Consider the following 22,369-nt stretch of genomic DNA (forward strand, 5'->3'; position numbering starts at 1 on the left):
ACAATAGATTAGTGAGGTGCTCTTCTTTTTTCAATCACTTTCGAAGTTGAGAGTGGGGTAAATACTGTTAAATAGTATGTAGCTATTGCTACATCATAAATCATCAAGGAGTGATGAGATGGGTACAAAGGATATAAGTACGATGGATAATAATAACTCTAAACCAAATATCGCCTTTATTGGGCTTGGTAATATGGGTGCGCCTATGGCAGAAAATTTATTAAAGGCAGGGTATACACTTTCTGTCTTTGATTTGTCTGATACGGCAACCCAGCGTTTAGAAAAAGCAGGTGCTCGCGTGGCACAGAGTCCTAAAGATGCTGCAAGTAATGCTCAAGTCGTGATCAGTATGTTACCTGCAGGTCAGCATGTACATTCGGTGTACTTGGGTGATAGTGGCTCTAATGGTTTATTGGCAGAGTTGCCAAAAGGCACGCTTGTGATTGATAGTAGTACGATTGCGGCAGCTGATGCAAGGACAGTGGCAGAGGCGGCAAGTAAGCTTGGGATAGACTTTTTAGATGCACCAGTCTCTGGTGGGACAGGCGGGGCAGTTGCTGGTAGTTTGACCTTTATCGTCGGTGGCGATGATGCTGCTTTTGCTAAGGCTGAGCCTATTCTCGCTGTCATGGGGAAAAATATCTTTCATGCTGGCGAGCACGGCGCAGGACAAGTCGCAAAAATTTGCAACAATATGCTGTTAGGTATTTTGATGGCAGGTACGGCAGAAGCGATTAATCTAGGCGTTAAGAACGGCTTAGATCCCAAAGTGCTATCAGATATCATGCTACAGAGCTCAGGGCGTAACTGGACACTAGAAGTTTATAACCCTTATCCGAAAGTCATGGAAAATGTGCCCTCTAGCAATGGCTATCAAGGCGGATTTATGAGTAAATTGATGCAAAAAGATCTAAACCTTGCGATGCAAACTGCTCAAGACACTGAAGTAGAGACGCCAATGGGTGCTAAAGCAACAGAGTTATATGCCTCACATACTGTAGAGAATGGTGATAAAGATTTTTCTAGTATTATCGGACGTCATGACGTCTCATTATTGTCTCAAACATGACTCTCTTGACTGCTTCTCTTTTGAATGTAACCTTCTTAGACATATCAATTTTTAGGAATACCAATTCTTAAAGATACTAATATTAAGAATTTTTCGTATCATTAGTAGGTGGCATTAATTAAGAGAATGCATTTGCTAAAAAGAAAAAGGTCTACGCTAAAATCATAGCGTAGACCTTTTTTGATGGCTAATAGATAGTATTAGCTTTGCAGATCGTAGACGAGCGTCTGAACGTCTTGCGCGGCTTTTTGTAGGCGTGGTACATGAGTCAGCAGATCGTCAAGTGATACCCGTATGGTTGGTGCATGCAGATAGAGAGAAGCCAGATAGCGTGACTTTTTGTCCAGTATAGGTACAGCCACTGCGACCATCTCAGAGATAAACTCCTCATTATCGATGCCGATACCAGTATCAGCGATACGATCAAGCTCGGCATTTAATGCATCGATATCAGTAATCGTATTCTTAGTGAACTTATCTAGTGGTAACCCTTGTAATATTTTCATACGGCTAGTCGTAGATAATTGGCTTAGATAGAGCTTGCCAGTCGCTGTACACCACATGGGTGATTTTGCTCCGACAGGAAGATAAATCTGTAGTGGTAAGGTCGTTTGAGCACGGTTGGTATAGATCATATTCATATGATAAGGAATACCAATGCCGCAAGTTTCTTTTAGCTCGTCAACCAGCTTTTGCAAAATCATCTGCCGTTCGTTAAAAAATAACCGTTGCTGCCAGAGCTCAACGCTCAAATTGCGTACGCGCTTACCAGGGATAATACCGCCACCAATATCAACAGTCAAAAAACCATCATCAACCAAATTTTGAATCAATCTATGAATGGTCGGTTTAGGGATATCTAGCTCCTGTGAGAGCTCTAGTGGAGAAAGCGGTTTTGAAGCATAGGACACTGCTTCGATGATTTCTAGGACACGGGTAATCGACGATACTTTAGGCATATATATGACTCAGTAGGAGTAAAGAAATAGAGCAGACAGCATCACAAAATTTTCACAAATAAGACAAATGGTGACAATACTGACGTTCTATAACAAATCTATTATAACAACTAATTTAGCATAATATCCGCTTGAGGCAAGCGTTAGTCGCGTTATATGAGATCATTTATATCGTTTTATTTGTTGGTGTAGATTTTCTTATATAAGTAACAATAGATACGTCAACTAACAAAGCACACTATTCGGTAAGGTTAAGCCATATAACTATCATTGATTCAAAGCGCATTCTAGATAATTATGCGGACATGTTTTGCAATACCCTTACATAAACATTAAGCAAGCAAAGTCTCATGTTTACGCTGTTTGGTTACTTTAAGGACATTATGTAACATAAAGGCGAATTTTTACAGATTGGTGTAGCAATTATTACAGTACCTATGCAATCTTTACATAATGGCAAATAAAAACAGCATCAGTAGGGGTGACTTTTTAAGTCAGAATTGTTTTAATCACCTCAACAAAATGATGGTTTAACAAAAGCACAATCATCGTTTTTTATGGGCGGGTTTATTTCACACTTTAGGAGAATAATTATGAAATTGATTAAATTGACGGCAATCTCTGCTGCTGTTCTAGCATCAACTGCTGCATTAGCTGCTGATCCAGTTATCGTTGTTGATGACAACGCTGCAGTTGCATATGAAGTTGAGCCAGTTGCTGTTGCCTATCAAGCAGAACCTGCTTCTTATGCATACAATGCTAACGCTGGTGTAGTAAGCAACACTACTGGCGCTGTTGTTGGTGGCACTAAAGGTTTCTTCAGTAAAGTAGTGAACCCAGCATCTGTTAGCGCTGAAGTTGGTACTCTAGGTTATGGTGCGAATATCGGTTGGTCAATGAATGAGAAAACTGAACTACAAGCTGGTTGGGCAGGTGGCGATGTAGCTGACCTTTTCGGCGGTGATTTCGATGCAGACGACGTAAACTATGATGTAGATGCTGACTTTAGTAACCCATACCTAGGTGTACAATTACGTCCTACTGGTAACTGGTTCACAGTTGGTGCTGGTATCATCGTTCCAGACAACGATTTTGATGTAACTGCTAACTCTAAAGGCGGTACTTACAAAATTAATGATGTGTCATACAACGCAGATGATGTAGGTACTTTACAAGGTACTATGGAGCATCGTAACAAGCTAGCTCCTTACGCTACTATCGGTTTCCGTCCGAACATCACAAATAACTTTGGTCTATTTGGTGAAATTGGCGCAGCTTACATGGGTAAAACAGATGCTACAGTAAATGCAACTGACCCAGAAAATGTTGTGAGAGTTTCTAACGGTGTTACTGATATACCTTCTGGTCTTAATGCGGGTCAAGTTGCTAAACTTGCTGAGCAAGAGCTAGAAGACAAAGATTGGTTAGAGTGGTTGCCAATCGTTAAAGTTGGTGCAACTTACCGTTTCTAAGCTAATCACAGTTTAAATACTGTCGTTAGTAGAAAGTAAAAAAACGATCCTTTTTAGGGTCGTTTTTTTTATGCTTAAAATAAAAAAGATATGCTAAAAGTCGGATTTGAACTTTACTGAGAAAACCTTGCTCAGAAAACGATGACAGTCTGCTGCGATTGTAACGTGGCAATGCGATAAACAGATTGGTAGTCCGTATCTTCACTATCATTGAGTACAGAAGAAGCGTTAATCTCTCTATTATTTCCAATCAAGCTAGGAATAAGGTGAGAGTAATCCATACCTAAGCCTTGAGCTAATGTATATTGTTTGACTTTGATAAAGCTTTCTTTTATTTGCCATAACAGTTTGGCAGTGCGTTCTCGCTGATCTGTAGATAGCTCCTGTAAAATAGCTAACTCGCTCTTTGAATAGAAACGTTTGACTACATGCCATGCAATATTATGGGTCTCTATATCGATACCAGCAGGACGCTGGCGACTGATAACGACAGCTATTTTGCTGTGTAAATGTGTAAAATTTGTCTGATTCGATTCTGTAGTTTGCTTTGAACTACTAGCTCCTGTATGGCTAAAGCATACGTAATACTGACTGTTGATGAGCCGATAGGGAAAGCTTGACTCATCCAAGGTGTCATCTATTTCTAATTTTTTAAGCAGCTCTTGCAATAGTTGCCTGACGCCTTGCCGCTGCTGCTGACGCTGTTTACGTGCTAGAGCAGGTACTAAGTGTCTAGGTGCTGCTGTCGCCACCTGATAGTACCAATTTAGGCTATTAAGCTTGATGATGTCTTTACACGACGTATTACATGATGACAACCATAATGACTTGTTCCATAAGATTCCAGTGACTAAATGACTGATTGACTCACTCACTTGAGCAGTCACACACCATGTCGTGGTGTCGAGTTGAGTGTACTGTATCTGGGTAAGGTTGGAAGTCGGCATATATTAATAGTCATCAAAAATGATTATTATAGAATTGAGTATATAAAATTGTGTAAGTCTGAACGCTATGTATTTAGTATTTTGCTCATAGATAGTCATATCTCAATAGCTATGTCTAAATAATCTATATTTAATTATCTGGTCAAGAATATCAAAAGCCCAGCAATAGTATATTGCTGGGCTTTAATTAAACTATCAAACTCTATAAATAACGCTAAATCACAATTTAGTAAGACAACTCGGCACGACGGTTTTGTGCATACGCGTCTTCAGTGTTGCCAGCTGCTGCAGGGCGCTCTTCACCATAGCTAATCACACGGATGTTGTTTGCAGTGACACCTTGAGCAGCAAGGTAGTTACGAGCAGCTTGTGCGCGTCGCTCACCTAGTGCCATGTTATATTCACGGCTACCGCGCTCATCAGTGTGACCTGCGATAACGACAGTCGCTGCTGGGTTTGAATTTAGCAGGCTTACGTGTTGGTTAAGGACGCTCGCTGATTGAGCAGTAATTTCGCTGCTATCAAAGGCAAAGTAGACCACTGCTTGAATATTCTCAGCGCCAGTAATGACAGCGTTTGAGTTATCAACGATAACCGCACCATTGTAGCCAACTTGTCCACCTGGAATACCTAGCGGGGCAACGACAACTTCTGAGGTAGAACGCTTGGTAGCACAACCAGTGGTCAGTGCAACAGCGCTTGATAGTACAGCAAGAACAGCGATCTTAGAAAAACTGATTGACATGACGAGCTCCTAAAATTTTAATTAAATTTGTTTTTTTAAACTGCTTCCGATAAAACTTAGGCAATCTCTATCTATAATATACTAAATGTTAATTTATGTAAGTATTTTTACTGTAAATTATGATAGATAAAATTGAGTGTATTACCAGCGGTGCTTGCCCCAGTTTTCAGGGTTAGCCCAGTAATCAGCATTGAGCCAATTTGGCAGTTGTTTGTAGTCATATAGATTAAATTGCCAAAGCGTCGCAGTAACGGTTGATGAGGTAATAGATTGAATGTCATCAATATTTAGAGATGGTTCATTCAATATATCAAATGGCGTAAAGCCATAAGGTTTCAAATCTATCGAGCTGTCCAATGCGATAAGTAAATGCGCGGCATACAGGTCACGGTAGCGCATGAGTAGCGGTACATAGTGTTGAGTCAGCTCTTCTGACAAGGTGGGTAGCCAAAAGCAAGCAAGCTCATAACGATCAGGCACATGCTGTTTAGCAAGATCTGATAACGTTGATAAGTGTCGTGCGTTCAGCTTCGATTCAGTGTTCTCATTAGTAGATGTAGTATCGTCAAGTTGTGCTTGTAGTGCTAATAAGTCGGCATGGTTATGTGTTACCCATAATGCTTCACTATTATCTTTGCTATGCTCAGGTGACAGTTCTGTCTGAGTCGTCAATGAGGGTAGTAGCGCGTCAACATACTCTATAAGCAAAGGTAAGGTAATGTCTGCGCGTTTCACCGTATTTTTTGTCATATAATAAGCCGTTAGTTAAATGATTGGTCATCAGTACGACTATTAAATCATTTTCAACGACATTATCCAATTGATAACGTATGTTTCATATTTAAATCATATTGAACCGACGATATCTTATTCTGCATACTTGAAATTTAGCGATTTAGGTCAATCTAGCTATAAGCTTAACAAGAAAACCAATTTAGTAATAAAAATTAGCTTAATCATTGCAAAGCTTTGTCTATGTGCTTAGTTTACTAAGTGCTTAGCTGGTGTAGTTAGCCTGAAGGCAAAGTCTTTATTTGCACTAGAGTCTTCTGTAAATAGCGAAATGATATTACTCATTCCCAGTAAAAATAACTTATAACCAAATCAACGATAATAATAGGACACCATATGTCTACTGCTGAAACTGATGCACAAATCATCAATCCTGAAATGCCAGATGTGCCGCCTCATGCGCCAAGCAAGATTAATCTAAAAGACTATACCAAACCAAGTTTTGATGTCGAGACAGTACATTTAGATATTAAGCTGTTTGAAGACTACGCGCAGGTAGACAGTAAGCTTGAAATGGTACGCCAAACGGCAGGGGATATCGTCTTATTTGGTGAGTCATTAGAGCTGCTAACGATTACGATGAACGGTAAAGCGCTGAACACTGAGGATTATCAGCAGGAAGCGGGTAAGCTGACGATTTATAATGCCCCTGAGCGAGCTACTTTAGACATTCAAGTGCGTATCTGCCCACAGACCAACACCGCGCTTGAAGGTTTATATATGGCCGGTAGCGGTGACGACACGATGTTTGTGACTCAGTGCGAGCCAGAGGGTTTCCGTAAGATTACTTTTTATCCTGATCGCCCTGATGTGTTGGCGATATTTACCACGCGACTTGAAGCAGATAAGCGCTATCCGACGTTGTTGGCCAATGGTAACTTAGTCGAAGCAGGCGAAGTGGCCGATGCACCAGACCGCCATTATGCCATCTGGCACGATCCAACCAATAAGCCAAGCTATCTATTTGCCTGTGTGGTAGCCGATTTAGATGTATTGACAGATTCTTATACGACCAGCGAAGGTCGAGAAGTATTGCTTGAGTTGTATGCCAAGTCTGCTGATATCGATAAATGCGATGTCGGTATGCAAGCCCTAAAAGATGCCATGAAGTGGGATGAGGTCAATTACGGGCGAGCCTACGATCTAGATCGCTATATGATTGTGGCGGTCAGCCAATTCAATATGGGTGCAATGGAAAATAAGGGTTTGAATATTTTTAATACTGCTTGCGTGTTATCTAGCCCTGAGACGACCACTGATGCCCGTAGTTTTAGCGTAAAAGCCATTATTGCTCATGAGTATTTTCATAACTGGACAGGTAACCGTATTACCTGCCGTGATTGGTTTCAACTTTGTTTGAAAGAAGGCTTTACCGTTTACCGTGATCAGTCATTTTCAGCAGATCAGCAGTCAAGTGCAGTGCAGCGTATCGATGACGTGGCGACCTTGCGTGCCCATCAATTCAGCGAAGATGCAGGCCCATTAGCGCATCCAGTACGTCCAGAGAGTTTTGTTGAGATTAATAATTTTTATACGACGACTGTCTATGAGAAAGGCGCTGAAATTGTACGCATGATTGCCAATACGTTAGGGCCAAATGATTTCCGAAAAGGAACAGATGAGTACTTCCGTCGCTATGATGGACAAGCGGTAACGGTTGAGGACTTTTTATCAGCACTTAGTATCACTGATGAAAAAATCGAGAATTTCATTGATTGGTATCGTCAGCCTGGTACGCCAGTGGTATCGGGCTCTCAAACTTACGATAGCACCGCACAGACGCTGACCATTACTTTGAATCAGCAAACACGCCATGTCAAAGGCTTTGATGCGCCAAAACCATTGCCGATACCAGTAGCAACGGCATTGTTTGATAAAGACTCAGGCGCTATCGTCGCTGAGCGTATGTTATTGCTTGACGAGGCGACGCAAACGTTTGTCTTTGAGAATGTAGCGAGCGAGCCTGTCGTGTCATTACTGCGTGATTTTAGTGCACCAGTACAGCTTAACTATGACTACCAAGATGCAGACTTAGCGTTTTTGCTTAAGCACGAAACCAACGGGTTTAACCGCTGGCAAGTAACTCAAATGCTAGTGAATCGTATTTTGCTGCAAGGCCAAGGTACGAAGAGTAGCCCTGATGTATATTTGGAAGCATTGGCGCAGACGTTGCCTGTCTTAGCGGCTGACGATGCGATGCTAGCGGCACGATTGCTTGATATTCCATCAGCGCAAGAGCTGGCTTCTGCTATTTCTAAAGACTACGATCCAGTGTTGGTTAAAGAGCAGCGCGATGGGCTATACAAGCAAGTGGCTGATAAGTTAAAAGGCCAATGGGCTGAGCTGTACAACAACCTGCCAATGCAGTCTTATGAGGATAGCGCTGAAGCTCGAGGTATTCGTGCGCTGCGTAATGTCGTGCTCGATATGGCGTTGACTGCCAATGTAGATGCTGCAGCAGACTGGGCACAACAGCAGTATGATAATGCCAGCTGTATGACTGAGCGCTTTGGTGCACTGAAGGCCATGGTCAATCATCAGCTGGTAGATGCAGATAAGTATTTAGCGGACTTCTATGAGCGTTTCCAAGCAAACGATCTGGTTATCGATTTGTGGTTCAGTGTCCAAGCTGCGGCTGACGACGTAACGCCTGATATGGTCAAGTCGCTGCTGACGCACACAGACTTTGATTGGAATACGCCTAATCGTGTCCGTTCGGTTATCAGCGCTTTTAGCTCGCAACCGACGGTACTCTGGACGGCAGAAGGTCTAGAGATGTATACAGGCGTGATTCAGAAATTAGATGATGCTAACCCTGTGTTAGCGTCACGCTTACTGCAAGTACTAGCCCGCTGGAATACGTTGGCTGAGCCTCGCCGTCAAATGGCACACGAGCAGTTGGTAGATTTACAGAAGAATGTCTCATCTAAGCATGTGCTCGAAAGCTTAGAGAGCGTGTTAGGTGCTGCAAATAGCTGATTTCTATTCAGTCAGGTCATGTTTTTTTGAAGATTATAAAAGGCTAATTCAGTTAACTGGATTAGTCTTTAGATTATTCAATAAAAACGTTAGTCAATATATATAGCTTTACGCGAGACTTAGAAATGGAACCGATTAGCCAAGTAGCATATAGTGTATTGAAGTCAACCCCAAAAGTTTTTGAAACTTTTATAAAAGCTCGTGAGCAAATTCAAATAAGAAGATTTTCAGAGTTTTTAAGTCATGTTGATACTAATTATGAGACCATGAGCGTCGAAGATAACGAGGAGCTGAATAACTTTATAAATAGCAAAGAAGGGGAGAGGTTCTTAGTAAATTATGCAGATGCTATTCTTCAAACTACAAGCAATAGGGTTATGATGGCACTAGCATTACTATATTGCAATAAAGATGATTTTAACGAGTTAAATAAAGTAAACTTTATCCGAGCTACAAAAAATTTAGATGATGATCTAGTAGATTTTTATCTAACAACGCATAACAATAATATTTCAGATATTACAGACATACCTTACAGACGATTAGAAGCTACAAGTGAAAGTTATAAGGACACTAGTTGGAATGAGGAAGATATAGCTACATACATTAATGAGCTTATACGTTTAAGGTTGTTATTACCTGATCCAGTTACAGTTCCAGTGTTTTCAGATATTGACGATCTATGGACTATATTTTATGGGATTGGAAAAAACACACAAAAATATGTGAATCTTTTAAATAAAGCAAGTAATATGCTAGCAACAGGGAATTTAGTAAAATAAAAAGCCCCTTTCGCATCAGTGCGAAAGGGGCTTTTTATTGTTTGCTCGACGATAAATTATCGCGGATAGCTATTAGCGATTTGGTAGCACATCTTTTACCATATCACGTAAGTCACGTAATGCTGTGACGGTGCTATCCCAATCTAGGCAACCATCGGTGATAGATTTGCCGTACTCAAGCTGACTTAAATCAGCAGTCAATTTTTGATGGCCACCCTTTAAGTGACTCTCAATCATCATACCGATAATTGATTTATTACCATTTTGAATTTGTTCAGCAACGTTTTTGATAACCATCGGTTGTAGGTAAGGGTCTTTACCTGAGTTAGCATGACTTGAGTCAATCATAATCTTGCTATTGGTCTTGCCTTTTGCCAGCTCATTTTCAACTTGGGCTACCGCAGTTTCATCATAGTTAGGTTTACCGTTACCACCGCGAAGTACCACGTGCGCGTAAGGGTTACCTTTAGATTTGATGATAGAGACTTTACCATCTGATGATAGACCTAAGAAGCTATGACCTTCTTTAACCGCTTGCATGGCATTTACAGCAACCGTCATACCACCATCAGTACCATTTTTGAAGCCAACTGGGCATGATAAACCAGAGCTCATTTCGCGATGCGTTTGGCTCTCAGTGGTACGTGCACCAATGGCTGACCAGCTGATTAGATCCTGGATGTACTGCGGCGTATTTGGATCAAGTGCTTCAGTCGCACAAGGTAGACCTTTTTCATTCAAATCAAGTAGCAATTTACGAGCCGTGCGCAAGCCTTTTTCTATATCAAAGCTGTCATTCATGTCAGGGTCATTGATCATGCCTTTCCAACCAACCGTCGTACGAGGTTTTTCAAAATAAACACGCATGACTACAAATACACTGTCTTCGATTTCTTTTGCCAATACGGCTAAACGATCGGCATATTCGTGAGCGGCTTTGATATCGTGAATAGAGCAAGGGCCAATGACCACAAACAAACGCTTGTCTTTACCATCCAAGATATCTTGAATAGTATTACGACCTTTTAGTACGGTGTTATACGCGTCGTCTGACAGAGGCAGCTCGGCTTTTAGCTCGGCGGGGGTAATCAAAGGAATAAATTTTTCAATATTCACGTCGTCAATATCTGCATTATGGGTAACTGATGTTGTCATGGTTATATATCGTCTAGCTGATTTATAGGAATAATCATTATGCGGACAAAAGTGTTGGTTGACAAGGGTAGTCGAGCAGTTAATTGACTGATAACTGGAATGAGGAAACTAAAACTTAGTTATACTTATAGAGACTTAGCGTGATATTTGACGTTCTAAATGCACGTTTAGCATTTGGTTTTTCTATCTATTAATAAGAGTTGGTTGAGTTTTTGATGCATAACGTTCAGATTTTATGTACGAATTTCGCTATTTGTACCATCGTCAAGTATGATAGCAACATTAGCGATGGATGGCCCAAACTGTGGTATTAAAACAGTACGGATGAGTGCGCATATTATTCATGAGGTCGTATCGCTGATTTATTGCGTTATATTTTATAATAACGGTTTATTTTATTTTGTGTATTTCTAATATCGAGAGCTTGTCATGACAGATTCTGCTACGTCTCATCACCATACTGACCTCATTTATCAAGCCGAGACGGATTCTCAAGTAGCAAATATAAATGCTACGCCGCTAGTGATAGGCATCGTCGCAGGTGAGGTATCTGGTGACAGCTTAGGCGCAGATTTTATGCGGCAAATGAATAATCTACGTGATGATATTGTCTGGGTAGGCGTGGGCGGTACAAAGATGCAAGCACAAGGGCTACAGAGTATTTTTCCGTTAGAGCGCTTGGCAGTGATGGGTCTGGTTGAGGTCATGTCGCAGCTACCGGATTTGCTCAAAGCACGTCGCGAGCTATTGAGCGCATTTAAGGCTGCTAATATTGATTGGTTCGTCGGTATTGATGCACCTGATTTCAATTTACGCGTGTCCAAAAAACTAAAGCCCCAAGGCGTGTTTTGTGTGCAGTACGTCAGCCCTTCTATTTGGGCGTGGCGCGAGTCACGTATCCATAATATTAAAGCGGCGACCAATTTGGTGCTATGTCTATTCCCGTTTGAGTTGCCAGTTTATGAGCGACATAACCATCCAGCGATCTGTGTGGGTCATCCCTTACTACGAACCATTGATCAGACCCTTATCGATACGCCAATCAATCAACGTCGCAGTGAGCTCGTTTGGGACAATGATGGGTTGCAGCAGTTCTTCATCGAACGATTTGATGATGTGAGTCAGCTTATTTGTGTGATGCCAGGCTCTAGGCGCGGTGAAATTACAGCTATTCTGCCATTGATGCTTGATGGTATCCAAAAGTTAATCCTATTAGATCCTAAGCTGTGCTTTATTATTCCAACGGTTGATCAAAACCATCAATATATCGTGCAAGAGGTGATCGACCAACGCTCAGAGCAGCTGCGTGCAGCAATCGTGGTGGTCTACGATGATACCCAGCCAGAATTTAGCCAACATGCCATGGCGGCGTCAGATATCGTGATGCTAGCATCTGGGACAGCAACGCTGGAGGCAATGCTGCTTGAACGGCCGATGGTAGTGGTCTATCAATTAAATCAGCTGACTTACCAAATTGCCAAGCGTCTGGTAAAAGTACCATATGTGGCATTGCCTAATATATTGGCTAATGCACCGATTGTACCTGAGCTGATTCAAGAGCAAGCAAGCGGTGACAATATATGCCGTACCGTGATGCGATTGCTGCAACCACGCGCTTATGCCGAGCAATTACACGACTTACTAGTGACAAAGCAGTCGCTACAACAGCAAAGTAACCATGAGCCTTCAAACAGCGTGATTGAACAGTGGTTTATCCAAAATACCGATACCGTCAATCCTAATTAAACGAGAAAGACCTCCTAATATTATGCATATCAACCAACATACAGAAAGCTCAGTTCAAATAATTGATATTAATATCGAGCATATTGATGTCAAAGGAAAATATATTCAGTTAGCAGCGCCCATACACTTATATGGGAAAATGAATACCGCTGAACTGCTCACTCAATATCTGTCTAATGATAACCAAGATGCAGCGCAATCAATGCTACAAATCGGCGTTGATGAAGCAGGACGTGGGCCATTACTAGGTAGTGTCAATGTGGCGGCGGCAATATTACCTGCGACTTGGTCAGGTTTGATTGAGGAACAACCGCTTAAAGACACGCCGTTGTCGATACTGACAGACTCCAAACAACTGAGTGAAAAAAAGCGCGATATCCTTTATCCATTGGTTCAGCAGCATGCTATCGGTTATATCATCGCTGATATACCAGCAGCAGTGATCGACCAAGTAAACATCTTGCAAGCAACAATGCTTGGTATGCGCTTATGTACCGAATCGTTGCTAGAAGTGATTTTTAAAAGCTTTTCGACCGCGGAAAATGCTAAAAGTACGTCGCTCAATCAATTTAAAGTCGAAGTACTATTTGATGGAAATCGTTGTCCTGACTTGAATTATGATAGCTTTAAAAAGTTAGAGGTAGCGCCATCTGCGATTGATTGTCAAGCGTGGGTAAAAGGTGATGCGCGTCATACCAGTATTGCAGCGGCCAGTATATTAGCAAAAGTAAGTCGTGATGAATCGATGTATACACTGGATGCTAAATATCCGGAATACGGTATTGCCAAACACAAAGGCTATCCGACGCGCGCGCACATGGCAGCAATCGAAAAACATGGTATCTTGCCAACGCATAGACGTAGTTTCGCACCAGTAAGAAAAATGCTAGAAATACAGTAGCTATAAAAGAAGTAGATAGAAAGCTGATTTCTAACATGCATTATCTCGTTTTAAAGATATGATGGGGTCAGCTTTGATATTTTGGTTGACGATAAAACATTAGAGCAGCAGTCATTTACGTTTGCTACTGGTAAGGTAAATTACTAATAAGTATCTAATACATTCCAACTCTCTATCGTAAAAAGAAGGTCTGAACCAGTGATATGATTCAGACCTTCTTTTTGTGTAATAACTTTAATTATCTTCATACAATACTAGGAATGTGGCTTAAAACGATGAATTAGGCTGTTTTAAAAAGTTCTTTTCATCTTCGGTTGAGTCGCGATTTAGTACCTCATTTCGATGTGGGTATCGCCCGAATTGATCAATAATTTGTTTGTGACGATGTTCAAAGTCTAATGTGTTTGCATCATCTAATTGTTCAAATAGCGGTAGATAACGCTTATGAATCATGGCCGACTCGGAGTGCATAAACGGTATGATAATAAACCTACGCCATTGCATCGGTAGGGTGTCAAAATAAGGCTGTTGAATGGCTTCTTGGGCGAGTGCTAATGCCATACCGTCTTGTGCAAATGCACTTGCTTGTCCGCGACATAAATTTCGTGAAAACTGATCTAGCACAATAATTTCTGCCAAGCGTCCTGCCAATGCCGTTATCGAGCTATTACCATCCAATGAAGACTCTGCGATACGCCAAGTGACACATTCGCCTTGTTTCGCTGCATGCCAAATGCCGCCAAACTTATCCTGTATCTGCTTATCAAAACGATCGTTTTGTTCAAACCAGTATGCTTCATTGTTTTTATCAAACCAAAAATCCAACACGGCACGCGCATCAGGATCTAGGTAAGTCAAATCTATGTTTTTCGGATCCAATTGTGATGAATGGGATCGACTGGCTGAGGTGGAATAATCGGTTGAGAGTGCCATAAGATATTCTAATTATGATGAATTTAGTCTACTATAGCGCAAATATTTATATCTGTCTGTCAAGATACCAACAGCAGAGTGTCTATTAGGTAATCTATTATGAATGCAAAAAATCTAGAGAATTCTATCAACGCGACCTTGCCACCAACGCCTTACTATGTGCTTGATGAAGCGGCCATCGTTGCCAATATGAAAATCATCGCTAGGCTATGTGAGCTGTCTGGTGCAAAGGCATTATTAGCACTCAAATGCTTTGCCACATGGGGTGTTTTTGATGTGATGCAGCCTTATCTGCATGGTACGACTTCGTCTTCACTTAACGAAGTCAGATTGGGCTATGAAACCTTTGGCAATAACGATGATGCCAGTAACAGCGATAAAAAAGAAACGCACGCTTATAGCGTTGCCTATAGTGCAGACGAAATCCCTGAAGTATTGAACTATGCGGATAAAATAATCTTTAACTCAATCTCACAGCTCAACGCTTTTAAAGCGCAAGCCGCCGCGCAAAATATACCTGTAGGTCTACGACTCAACCCTAAGACCAGCAACTCATCGTTTTTGATTGCTGATCCTGCACGCCCATTTAGCCGTCTTGGTGAACATGACAAAGATAAAATCGCAGCGGTACTTGGCGATATCACTGGCGTCATGATTCATAACAATTGCGAGAATGACAGTTTTGAAGCCTTTAGTGAAAGCTTGGCTGATATCGAAGAAAGATTTGGTGATGTCTTAGCGCAGCTTGAATGGGTGAGCTTGGGCGGTGGTATCCACTTTATCGCGCCTGATTATCCATTAGAGAAGCTAGCTGCACGTTTGAAAGCGTTTAGCGAAACCTATGGGGTGCAAGTGTATCTTGAGCCAGGTGAAGCCAGTATTCATGGCGCAGGTACTTTGGTGACGACGGTGTTAGACACTATGCATAATGAAAAAAATCTAGCAGTCGTCGATGCTTCTATCGAAGCGCATATGCTTGATCTATTGATTTATCGTGAGTCCGCACCGATTGCTGCGATTAATCATACAGCTGCCGATATTGCGCCTATTGGCAATCCTGCAGAAGCTGCACCGTCTGAAGCTGATGCTGAGTCGGCAGACCATACCCTTATTTACGGCCGTTCTTGCTTGGCAGGTGATATCTTTGGTGAGTATGCATTACCGAGTAATCTTCAGATAGGCGATGAAATCGCCTTTGGTAATGCTGCTGGTTATACGATGGTTAAGAAAAACTGGTTCAACGGTGTCAACATGCCAGCGATAGTCATCTGCCGATTAGATGGCAGTATCGATATCCAGCGTGAGTTTGATTATCAAGATTATAAAGCCAGCTTGTCTTAACGCGTTACTTTCGTGACTTTTCTACATTAGAAAACAAAGGCTTAGTCTTAATAGTGGGTAATTTTAAGGTATCTGCTATTGATACATTATTTTTTACCGATAAGGGAATAAAAATTGTTATAATCGCGTCGGGCAAATAATGGAGTATTATTTGCCCGACGGGTGCGTGGGTTTTCCTCGGTCTTCCTTTTTAATTCACGCATATTATTCACTCGTTTCTGTTTTGCATAGCCGCTATCAATGGTATCGACAGGGACACAAAGGAGGATTGTTCATTGAACACAAACCAACAAGCTAAGCCCAACAAAAAAGACGTACTGATCATCGGAGCAGGCGGTGTCGCTCAAGTGGTCGCGCATAAATGTGCGATGCACAATGATGTGCTTGGCGAGATCCATATCGCCTCACGTACCAAAGACAAATGCGATGCCATCGCGCAGAGCGTAAAAGAAAAAGACAGCTTTAAACAAGCTGCAGTCTTGCATACCCATCAGGTTGATGCGATGGACAGCCAGGCACTTGTGCAGCTGATACAAGACACAAAAATACAAATACTTATCAATGTTGGCTCGGCATTTATCAATATGACCGTTCTAGAAGCTTGTATTGAAACAGGCACGGCATATATAGATACGGCTATTCATGAAGACCCACGTAAGATTTGTGAGACACCGCCGTGGTACAACAACTACGAGTGGCAACGCAAACAGCGCTGTGCAGACAACAATATCACTGCTATTTTAGGTGCAGGTTTTGATCCTGGTATGGTCAATGCATACGCGCGTCTGGGCTATGACATGATGGATAAAGGTTCAGTGACTGATATTGACATCATCGATATCAATGCGGGTAGCCATGGCAAATATTTTGCGACTAACTTTGACCCAGAGATCAACTTCCGTGAGTTCACCGGTACGGTTTACTCTTGGCAAGACAGCAAGTGGCAGTCTAACAAAATGTTTGAAGTCAAACGTACGGACGATTTGCCAGTTGTGGGTGTGCAAAACAGCTATCTAAGCGGTCATGATGAAGTGCATTCATTGTCAGCCAATCTAGATGTACCGAACATTCGCTTTTGGATGGGCTTTGGTGAGCATTACATCAATGTCTTCACTGTCCTACAGAGCTTAGGACTATTGTCTGAGCAGCCAGTGATGACTGCTGAAGGTCAAGAAGTTGTGCCACTAAAAGTTGTTAAAGCAGTACTACCAGATCCAAGCTCACTTGCACCGAACTATACAGGCAAGACCTGCATTGGTGATAACGTCAAAGGCAAGATCAATGGCGTTGAGACTGAAGTGTTTATCTATAATGTCTCAGATCATAAAGATGCTTACAACGAAGTTGGTAGCCAAGGTATCTCGTATACCGCAGGCGTGCCACCTGTTGCTGCTGCGATACTGGTCGCGACTGGCGAATGGGATGCAGGCAAGATGGTCAACGTCGAAGAGTTAGATGCCAAGCCATTTATCAATCTACTAAATAAGATTGGTCTACCAACGCGTATCAAAGATAGCGAAGGTGATAGAGCACTTGAGTTTGATATTTAATTAGCAAATGTTATTTAGAAAAGCCTGTCTACTAGAGACAGGCTTTTTTTATGTCTAAGTAATGAGAGCTAGCGGCGATATTATGTTCTTGCTACTATCGGTTTTCGCTACTATAAATCTCCATCTAAATTACGGTTGCTAAAACAGTATACTATACTACTTTCTTATAGACATTAGGCCAGCTGTTTTTGCCCGACAACAACGATAAAAGTACAACAAATATAACTAAGAATGAGAACATCACATGCAACTAGAAATAAACGTCATTGACGCTTTTACTGATACTGTATTCAAAGGTAATTCTGCTGCAGTTATCATTACGGATAAATGGTTAAATGATAATTTGATGCAGTCTATTGCATCTGAAAATAACTTATCTGAAACGGCTTTTATCGTTGCTGATGATAACGGTGTTTATCATATTCGCTGGTTTTCACCATTGACTGAAATTGACTTCTGTGGTCATGCGACCTTAGCTGCTGCCTTTGTACTGTTTAATAAAAACTCAAACGTACAGTCGATTAAATTTTTAGCCAAAGCTGTTGGCACAATGACCATTGTCCAAACAGAATCAGGCAAGATACAAATGGATTTTCCTAATAGAAAGCCTGAAAAAGTTGATGACATTCCTGATAGTTTACTATTTAGTTTATCCATTGCTCCTGCTAAAGTTTACCGTAATGCTCAAGCGTATTTCGTCATATATGACTCTGAATCTGATGTATTGAATGTTGTGCGTGATAATGAGAAGCTGAAGCAGCTAGCGCCTTATGATGTGGTTGTAACTTGTGAGGCAACCTCAGAAAAATATCACAATTATGACTTTGTCTCTAGATACTTCTGGCCAGCAAATGGTGGTGATGAAGATCCAGTAACGGGATCGATTCATACTGGACTTGCACCTTTATGGGCGGAGCATTTAGCTAAAAATGAATTGGTTGCTTATCAAGCATCTAGTCGAGGCGGCGTGCTTGACTGTATCGTGACAGGAGATAGAGTGCTTATTTCTGGCAATGCTGTACCATATCTGACTGGGTTTATTACGGTCGAGGAGTAGTGATTTTTGACAGAATTAAAGACGGTTGGGCTATTTGCGCTTACTGCATTGGCTGAAATTGCAGGATGTTATCTGCCTTATCTATGGCTGCGAGAAGGCAAGTCAATCTGGCTACTGATACCTGGTGCGCTGAGTTTGGTCGCGTTTGTTTGGCTGCTGTCATTACATCCGACTGCTGCGGGCAGGGTCTATGCGGCATATGGTGGCGTTTATATATGTATGGCGATTTTGTGGTTGTGGACGGTCAATGGTATACGACCAACCATGTGGGACATAGTGGGTTCGGTAGTTGCGCTATTAGGAATGGCGATTATTATGTTTGCGCCGCGCGGAGCTTAATCAAAACCTAAGCTTAATTAAAGACAGTACTTAGCTAAAAGCCAATGACGAATCAAAAAAATACCAATCAAACGGCTAGGTCGGATTGGTATATTAATATATTGATTATTAATGTTTGCCTAAGATGCTACCGTTGTCGTCTTTCTTGGCTTGTTTGGCAGCTTTCTTTTCTTTAGCAGTCAAAAGGGGCTTTTTCTTAACGTTCTTCTTACTATCTTGACCTTTGCTCATCATCGTTTCCTTTTTTACAGCACACTACTCATTACGCCAAGTCAAGCGAATTCAAGACAGTGTGAATACAGCTAACATAGCTGTTTACTGAATAGAGTATAGGCTTAAGCTTTAGTAATAGATATCGCTCGCACAATTCGTCTACGATTCAATTATCGTTCAAATCGTTTATGGTTTTCGCTAAGTGTTCTCTGCGCAGAATGACGAGCAACCCCAATACGGTTAGTCCTAGTTCATCAATTGATTCGTTCAATCAATCATTGTATTAATAAGTGCTTACTTACGGATACATGGCGATTTGCTATAATGCGTCATAAACCGATTCATAAACGCGGCAAACTCTTATTTATTAACATTTAGCACCATAGTGCTTACTGTTTTGGTCAAATTATTATGCGTATTCGTAAACTGTTCAAATTTGAAAATGCTCACATCGTTCGTAATTGTAGTTCTGAGCGTTGTAAGCATTCGATTCATGGTCACAGCTATCAGATTGAGCTGATCCTTGAGGCCACTCGTTTAGACCATGGGCAAATGGTTTATGACTTTGGCCTACTAAAATCTTCTATCAAAGACATTATCGATAGCTTTGATCATGCTATTTGTTTTTGGAACAAAGATGATCCTGAGTATGTCGCAGCGTGTAAGAAATTTAGCGCACGTTGGATAAGCTTGCCAGTTTCACCATCGGCAGAGCAGTTTTCACGAGTGATATTCTTTTGGGCGCAAGAAATACTACGTCAGACACAAATGCAAAATGGTGAAGCTGATGTCAGCGTGTACTCAGTGATTGCCCACGAGACGGCGACAGGGTATGCACAGTGTTTTGCTGATGATGTTGCAAACGCTCAAATGGGTAAGCTAGTCTTAGAAGACTTTGAATTCAGTGAGCAGGTTCGTGCTGAGTGGACTGACTCTGAGCTGTATGCCAAGCTGATTCGCGGTGAAAGCTTTACCAATCCAACCGTAACCATGCAGGTACAGACAGAGCAGGTTCAGCCTAATGTGTGATGGTCAATCTATAGAAAATGGCAAATACTTAAAGACTCTGATATTAAACTCTGAGCAAGATACTCAAGCATTGGCTGAGCAATTAGCGACATTACCACTGACAGGTAGCGTGTGGCTGGCAGGGGACTTGGGCGCTGGTAAAACGACATTGACGCGTTATTGGTTACAAGCGCTTGGTCATACAGGTGCGGTAAAAAGTCCAACCTATACCTTGGTTGAGCCTTATAGTATTCAGCGAAAAGATGGTTCGATCAAGCCGGTTTATCATGCAGATTTATATCGTCTCCAAGATCCAGAAGAGCTGTCTTTTATTGGATTTGATGAATATCTAGATGAGCCTGAGGCGTTAGTCATCATCGAATGGGCTAGCCGCGCTGATAGCTATCTGCCACCGCCTACGTTATTCATTGATATGACTCAAAGTGTAAGTGATGATAACGACACTGAAGCTCGCCAAGTGCAGTTGAGGTTGTCAAAGGCAGGTCAAGCGCAGGGTTTGGATTTATCACAACTTATCATCTAAACGAATATCTAAATTACACCAATCGCTACTTTCCAAAAATATGACATCTATCCATGCCAGATAATCATCCTAATACCCGTATCAAAAAACTATCGCCGTTGCTGATCAATCAATTAGCAGCAGGTGAGGTGGTGACGCGTCCAGCAGCAGTGGTCAAGGAGTTGCTTGAGAATGCCATCGATGCTGGTGCGACTAATATTGAAGTGCGCATCACTCAAGGCGGTATGGGCCTGATTGAAGTGGTTGATAATGGGGTCGGCATTCATCCTGATGATATGGTCATGGCCATCACTCGTCATGCGACCAGTAAGGTTGCTGACGTTGCTAACTTGCATGGTATTACGACATTGGGTTTTCGCGGTGAAGCATTAGCGGCGATGGCTGCTGTCTCTCGTTTGACCTTAACCAGTAGTCATGATGAGAGTGGTATTGGCCGTCAATTACAGGTCGCTGGCGTATTAGATGACACACCAAAACTGTTACCAGTTGTGCATAACTGCGGTACTACGATTGTCGTAAAAGATTTGTATTTCAATGTGCCTGCCCGCCGTGGCAATTTAAAATCTATTGCTACTGAGTTCGGGCATATTGAAACCATCGTCCGAGAGGTTGCACTGGCGCGTGCCGATGTTGCTTTGACACTTTTTCATGACAATAAACAGCGGCTATCATTATCTGCAAGTGCTATGAGTATTAGTGGCAATAATGACAGCCGCTTGCCACTGCCGCGTCTAGAACAAGCGACTGGTATGGCATTGACAGATAATGCATTAGCAATATCGATAGATTTGTCGAGTCTGGTACAGTCGTCTGTAGGGTACGATAATAGCAATGTTAATCAGGTAGCGATTAGTGGTTGGTTATGGCCGCTACATCATGACAAATCTGACTTACCCAAGCTGCTCTATGTAAATGGCAGACTGGTAAAAGAAGCATTGATTAGCAATCAAATACGTCAACTGGCACAAGGTGCGCAGCTAGCAGGTATGGGGTATGCACTGTATTTTGATTTACCAACTCAGTGGTTAAATATCAATGTGCATCCATCTAAACAACGTATCAAAATCAGTCCATTGAATAATATTATGGCGCACTTAGGTCATACAGTTCGTACGCAGTTGAAAACGATTGATGTAGCTAAGTTTGGGTCTGAGTCTGCATCTGCGTCCGTAGCGACGACCGAAACTGATAGCCAATACAAATCTGCGGAACGAGCAAGTAATAATGCTTCTGAAGGTCGTTCGTCTGAAGTGCCCATCTCAAGTAGTCAGTCTAGCAATAACCAAAGGCAGAATAATCAAGTAGAATCTACTAGACAGTTTTATCAGACTACTGCAAACCAATCATCTTCAAATAATCCTTCATTGCAAGAGTCAGTGCAATCTCATATCAATGAACGATCAGACCAAAGTAACAACAGTAACAACAGCACGTCACATTATTCTGATGGAGCAGCTACTTCTGCATCTTTGCCAATTTGCTTAGATATCATTGAAAACGTAGAGACTATTGGTATTGATTCAAGCATAGAGGATAAAAGTCTACCTTGGCTGTTGTTTTATCACCAAGGGCAGTATGTACTGATAAGTGCTAAAGATTGGCAGCTTAAAATAAACCAGTTGTTTGAGCCACTTACCTTTAGTCAGCAAGTATTCAAAAAAGATAGATTGCCAAACAGGGCTACTGAGTTTAATCAGCAACTTATAATGGTCAATGCGCAAATGTCTGCGCAAGATTCAATGGTTTTTGCGAATGATCTTACTGAAATAATCATGAGCAATGCTATTAAAGCGATAGATAGTCACCGCTTAGTAAAGCTAATGCTATCCTGAATATC

At 41.7% G+C, this 22,369-nt stretch carries 20 protein-coding genes; 13 read left to right on the forward strand and 7 right to left on the reverse strand.

The annotated features are described in order from the left end of the window. The first annotated feature begins 118 nt into the window (after positions 1 to 118). Positions 119 to 1,069: a 3-hydroxyisobutyrate dehydrogenase gene (mmsB, locus tag FQV37_RS09570; protein ID WP_160022642.1), complete on the forward strand. Its 951-nt coding sequence runs from the start codon at positions 119 to 121 to the stop codon at positions 1,067 to 1,069. A 200-nt stretch (positions 1,070 to 1,269) separates the two neighbouring features. Here mmsB and FQV37_RS09575 read toward each other — a convergent pair whose 3' ends face one another. Then, positions 1,270 to 2,028 (reverse strand): IclR family transcriptional regulator, encoded by a 759-nt coding sequence (locus FQV37_RS09575; RefSeq protein WP_102078462.1) that lies wholly within the window; start codon positions 2,026 to 2,028, stop codon positions 1,270 to 1,272. Between the two features lie 593 nt (positions 2,029 to 2,621). Here FQV37_RS09575 and FQV37_RS09580 point away from each other — a divergent pair. Then, positions 2,622 to 3,500, forward strand: coding sequence for a hypothetical protein (locus FQV37_RS09580; RefSeq protein ID WP_160022644.1), 879 nt, complete (start codon positions 2,622 to 2,624; stop codon positions 3,498 to 3,500). Between the two features lie 131 nt (positions 3,501 to 3,631). On the opposite strand, the gene FQV37_RS09585 is transcribed toward FQV37_RS09580, so the two are convergent. The 3 genes from FQV37_RS09585 to FQV37_RS09595 form a co-directional block, all read right to left on the reverse strand. Continuing rightward, complete coding sequence (locus tag FQV37_RS09585) at positions 3,632 to 4,447, reverse strand: 4'-phosphopantetheinyl transferase family protein (RefSeq protein ID WP_160022646.1); 816 nt, start codon at positions 4,445 to 4,447, stop codon at positions 3,632 to 3,634. 226 nt (positions 4,448 to 4,673) lie between these two features. Beyond that, the gene (gene pal / locus FQV37_RS09590) at positions 4,674 to 5,192 is read right to left on the reverse strand and encodes a peptidoglycan-associated lipoprotein Pal (RefSeq protein ID WP_057760480.1); all 519 of its coding nucleotides are present in this window, start codon (positions 5,190 to 5,192) and stop codon (positions 4,674 to 4,676) included. Between the two features lie 141 nt (positions 5,193 to 5,333). Beyond that, positions 5,334 to 5,942 (reverse strand): DUF6231 family protein, encoded by a 609-nt coding sequence (locus FQV37_RS09595; RefSeq protein WP_160022648.1) that lies wholly within the window; start codon positions 5,940 to 5,942, stop codon positions 5,334 to 5,336. Positions 5,943 to 6,362: 420 nt separating this feature from the next. Between FQV37_RS09595 and pepN the strand changes: the two genes are divergently transcribed. Beyond that, positions 6,363 to 8,963: an aminopeptidase N gene (gene pepN, locus FQV37_RS09600; protein ID WP_240991005.1), complete on the forward strand. Its 2,601-nt coding sequence runs from the start codon at positions 6,363 to 6,365 to the stop codon at positions 8,961 to 8,963. Positions 8,964 to 9,088: 125 nt separating this feature from the next. After that, a complete protein-coding gene (locus tag FQV37_RS09605) occupies positions 9,089 to 9,745 on the forward strand; it encodes a hypothetical protein (RefSeq protein WP_160022652.1) in 657 nt (218 codons plus the stop codon). 72 nt (positions 9,746 to 9,817) lie between these two features. Here FQV37_RS09605 and FQV37_RS09610 read toward each other — a convergent pair whose 3' ends face one another. Beyond that, the gene (locus tag FQV37_RS09610) at positions 9,818 to 10,900 is read right to left on the reverse strand and encodes a 3-deoxy-7-phosphoheptulonate synthase (protein WP_160022654.1); all 1,083 of its coding nucleotides are present in this window, start codon (positions 10,898 to 10,900) and stop codon (positions 9,818 to 9,820) included. A gap of 429 nt (positions 10,901 to 11,329) precedes the next feature. Here FQV37_RS09610 and lpxB point away from each other — a divergent pair, with 429 nt between their 5' ends. Further along, complete coding sequence (lpxB, locus tag FQV37_RS09615; RefSeq protein ID WP_160022656.1) at positions 11,330 to 12,646, forward strand: lipid-A-disaccharide synthase; 1,317 nt, start codon at positions 11,330 to 11,332, stop codon at positions 12,644 to 12,646. A 22-nt stretch (positions 12,647 to 12,668) separates the two neighbouring features. Next, a complete protein-coding gene (locus FQV37_RS09620) occupies positions 12,669 to 13,547 on the forward strand; it encodes a ribonuclease HII (protein ID WP_160022658.1) in 879 nt (292 codons plus the stop codon). 267 nt (positions 13,548 to 13,814) lie between these two features. Here the strand turns inward: FQV37_RS09620 and FQV37_RS09625 are convergent, their stop codons facing one another. Next, positions 13,815 to 14,480, reverse strand: coding sequence for a DUF924 family protein (locus FQV37_RS09625; RefSeq protein WP_101205049.1), 666 nt, complete (start codon positions 14,478 to 14,480; stop codon positions 13,815 to 13,817). A 99-nt stretch (positions 14,481 to 14,579) separates the two neighbouring features. On the opposite strand from FQV37_RS09625, the gene FQV37_RS09630 reads away from it, so the two are divergent. The 4 genes from FQV37_RS09630 (at position 14,580) to FQV37_RS09645 (ending at position 18,767) form a co-directional block, all read left to right on the forward strand. Next, the gene (locus FQV37_RS09630) at positions 14,580 to 15,821 is read left to right on the forward strand and encodes a carboxynorspermidine decarboxylase (RefSeq protein WP_160022660.1); all 1,242 of its coding nucleotides are present in this window, start codon (positions 14,580 to 14,582) and stop codon (positions 15,819 to 15,821) included. Between the two features lie 275 nt (positions 15,822 to 16,096). Continuing rightward, positions 16,097 to 17,371 (forward strand): saccharopine dehydrogenase family protein, encoded by a 1,275-nt coding sequence (locus FQV37_RS09635; protein ID WP_160022662.1) that lies wholly within the window; start codon positions 16,097 to 16,099, stop codon positions 17,369 to 17,371. Positions 17,372 to 17,615: 244 nt separating this feature from the next. After that, positions 17,616 to 18,428: a PhzF family phenazine biosynthesis protein gene (locus FQV37_RS09640; protein WP_160022664.1), complete on the forward strand. Its 813-nt coding sequence runs from the start codon at positions 17,616 to 17,618 to the stop codon at positions 18,426 to 18,428. A 6-nt stretch (positions 18,429 to 18,434) separates the two neighbouring features. After that, positions 18,435 to 18,767, forward strand: coding sequence for a YnfA family protein (locus tag FQV37_RS09645; protein ID WP_057760460.1), 333 nt, complete (start codon positions 18,435 to 18,437; stop codon positions 18,765 to 18,767). A 108-nt stretch (positions 18,768 to 18,875) separates the two neighbouring features. Here FQV37_RS09645 and FQV37_RS14315 read toward each other — a convergent pair whose 3' ends face one another. Then, positions 18,876 to 18,998 carry a hypothetical protein gene (locus FQV37_RS14315; protein WP_021815223.1) on the reverse strand — a complete coding sequence of 41 codons (123 nt, stop codon included), beginning with the start codon at positions 18,996 to 18,998 and terminating at the stop codon, positions 18,876 to 18,878. A gap of 393 nt (positions 18,999 to 19,391) precedes the next feature. Between FQV37_RS14315 and FQV37_RS09650 the strand changes: the two genes are divergently transcribed. From FQV37_RS09650 to mutL, 3 genes are read left to right on the forward strand one after another with little or no spacing between them, the layout of a single operon-like run. Further along, positions 19,392 to 20,009 carry a 6-pyruvoyl trahydropterin synthase family protein gene (locus FQV37_RS09650; RefSeq protein ID WP_160022666.1) on the forward strand — a complete coding sequence of 206 codons (618 nt, stop codon included), beginning with the start codon at positions 19,392 to 19,394 and terminating at the stop codon, positions 20,007 to 20,009. Next, positions 20,002 to 20,532 carry a tRNA (adenosine(37)-N6)-threonylcarbamoyltransferase complex ATPase subunit type 1 TsaE gene (gene tsaE / locus FQV37_RS09655; RefSeq protein ID WP_160022668.1) on the forward strand — a complete coding sequence of 177 codons (531 nt, stop codon included), beginning with the start codon at positions 20,002 to 20,004 and terminating at the stop codon, positions 20,530 to 20,532. The genes FQV37_RS09650 and tsaE overlap by 8 nt, the downstream gene beginning before the upstream one ends. A gap of 53 nt (positions 20,533 to 20,585) precedes the next feature. Next, entirely contained in the window at positions 20,586 to 22,364 is a 1,779-nt protein-coding gene (gene mutL, locus FQV37_RS09660) for a DNA mismatch repair endonuclease MutL (protein WP_160022670.1), read from the forward strand. Positions 22,365 to 22,369: the final 5 nt, after the last annotated feature.

Source organism: Psychrobacter nivimaris, from assembly GCF_009812035.1.
Classification (GTDB): Bacteria; Pseudomonadota; Gammaproteobacteria; order Pseudomonadales; family Moraxellaceae; genus Psychrobacter; species Psychrobacter nivimaris.

Bases quoted from the DNA above. Each gene is read 5' to 3' on its own strand.
- FQV37_RS09575 (WP_102078462.1), bottom strand. From the start codon at position 2,028: ATGCCTAAAGTATCGTCGATTACCCGTGTCCTAGAAATCATCGAAGCA.
- tsaE (WP_160022668.1), top strand. From the start codon at position 20,002: ATGTGTGATGGTCAATCTATAGAAAATGGCAAATACTTAAAGACTCTG.
- FQV37_RS09580 (WP_160022644.1), top strand. From the start codon at position 2,622: ATGAAATTGATTAAATTGACGGCAATCTCTGCTGCTGTTCTAGCATCA.
- FQV37_RS09620 (WP_160022658.1), top strand. From the start codon at position 12,669: ATGCATATCAACCAACATACAGAAAGCTCAGTTCAAATAATTGATATT.
- FQV37_RS09630 (WP_160022660.1), top strand. From the start codon at position 14,580: ATGAATGCAAAAAATCTAGAGAATTCTATCAACGCGACCTTGCCACCA.
- pal (WP_057760480.1), bottom strand. From the start codon at position 5,192: ATGTCAATCAGTTTTTCTAAGATCGCTGTTCTTGCTGTACTATCAAGC.
- FQV37_RS09595 (WP_160022648.1), bottom strand. From the start codon at position 5,942: ATGACAAAAAATACGGTGAAACGCGCAGACATTACCTTACCTTTGCTT.
- FQV37_RS09650 (WP_160022666.1), top strand. From the start codon at position 19,392: ATGCGTATTCGTAAACTGTTCAAATTTGAAAATGCTCACATCGTTCGT.
- FQV37_RS09640 (WP_160022664.1), top strand. From the start codon at position 17,616: ATGCAACTAGAAATAAACGTCATTGACGCTTTTACTGATACTGTATTC.
- mutL (WP_160022670.1), top strand. From the start codon at position 20,586: ATGCCAGATAATCATCCTAATACCCGTATCAAAAAACTATCGCCGTTG.
- pepN (WP_240991005.1), top strand. From the start codon at position 6,363: ATGCCAGATGTGCCGCCTCATGCGCCAAGCAAGATTAATCTAAAAGAC.
- lpxB (WP_160022656.1), top strand. From the start codon at position 11,330: ATGACAGATTCTGCTACGTCTCATCACCATACTGACCTCATTTATCAA.
- FQV37_RS09625 (WP_101205049.1), bottom strand. From the start codon at position 14,480: ATGGCACTCTCAACCGATTATTCCACCTCAGCCAGTCGATCCCATTCA.
- FQV37_RS14315 (WP_021815223.1), bottom strand. From the start codon at position 18,998: ATGAGCAAAGGTCAAGATAGTAAGAAGAACGTTAAGAAAAAGCCCCTT.
- FQV37_RS09610 (WP_160022654.1), bottom strand. From the start codon at position 10,900: ATGACAACATCAGTTACCCATAATGCAGATATTGACGACGTGAATATT.
- mmsB (WP_160022642.1), top strand. From the start codon at position 119: ATGGGTACAAAGGATATAAGTACGATGGATAATAATAACTCTAAACCA.
- FQV37_RS09605 (WP_160022652.1), top strand. From the start codon at position 9,089: ATGGAACCGATTAGCCAAGTAGCATATAGTGTATTGAAGTCAACCCCA.
- FQV37_RS09585 (WP_160022646.1), bottom strand. From the start codon at position 4,447: ATGCCGACTTCCAACCTTACCCAGATACAGTACACTCAACTCGACACC.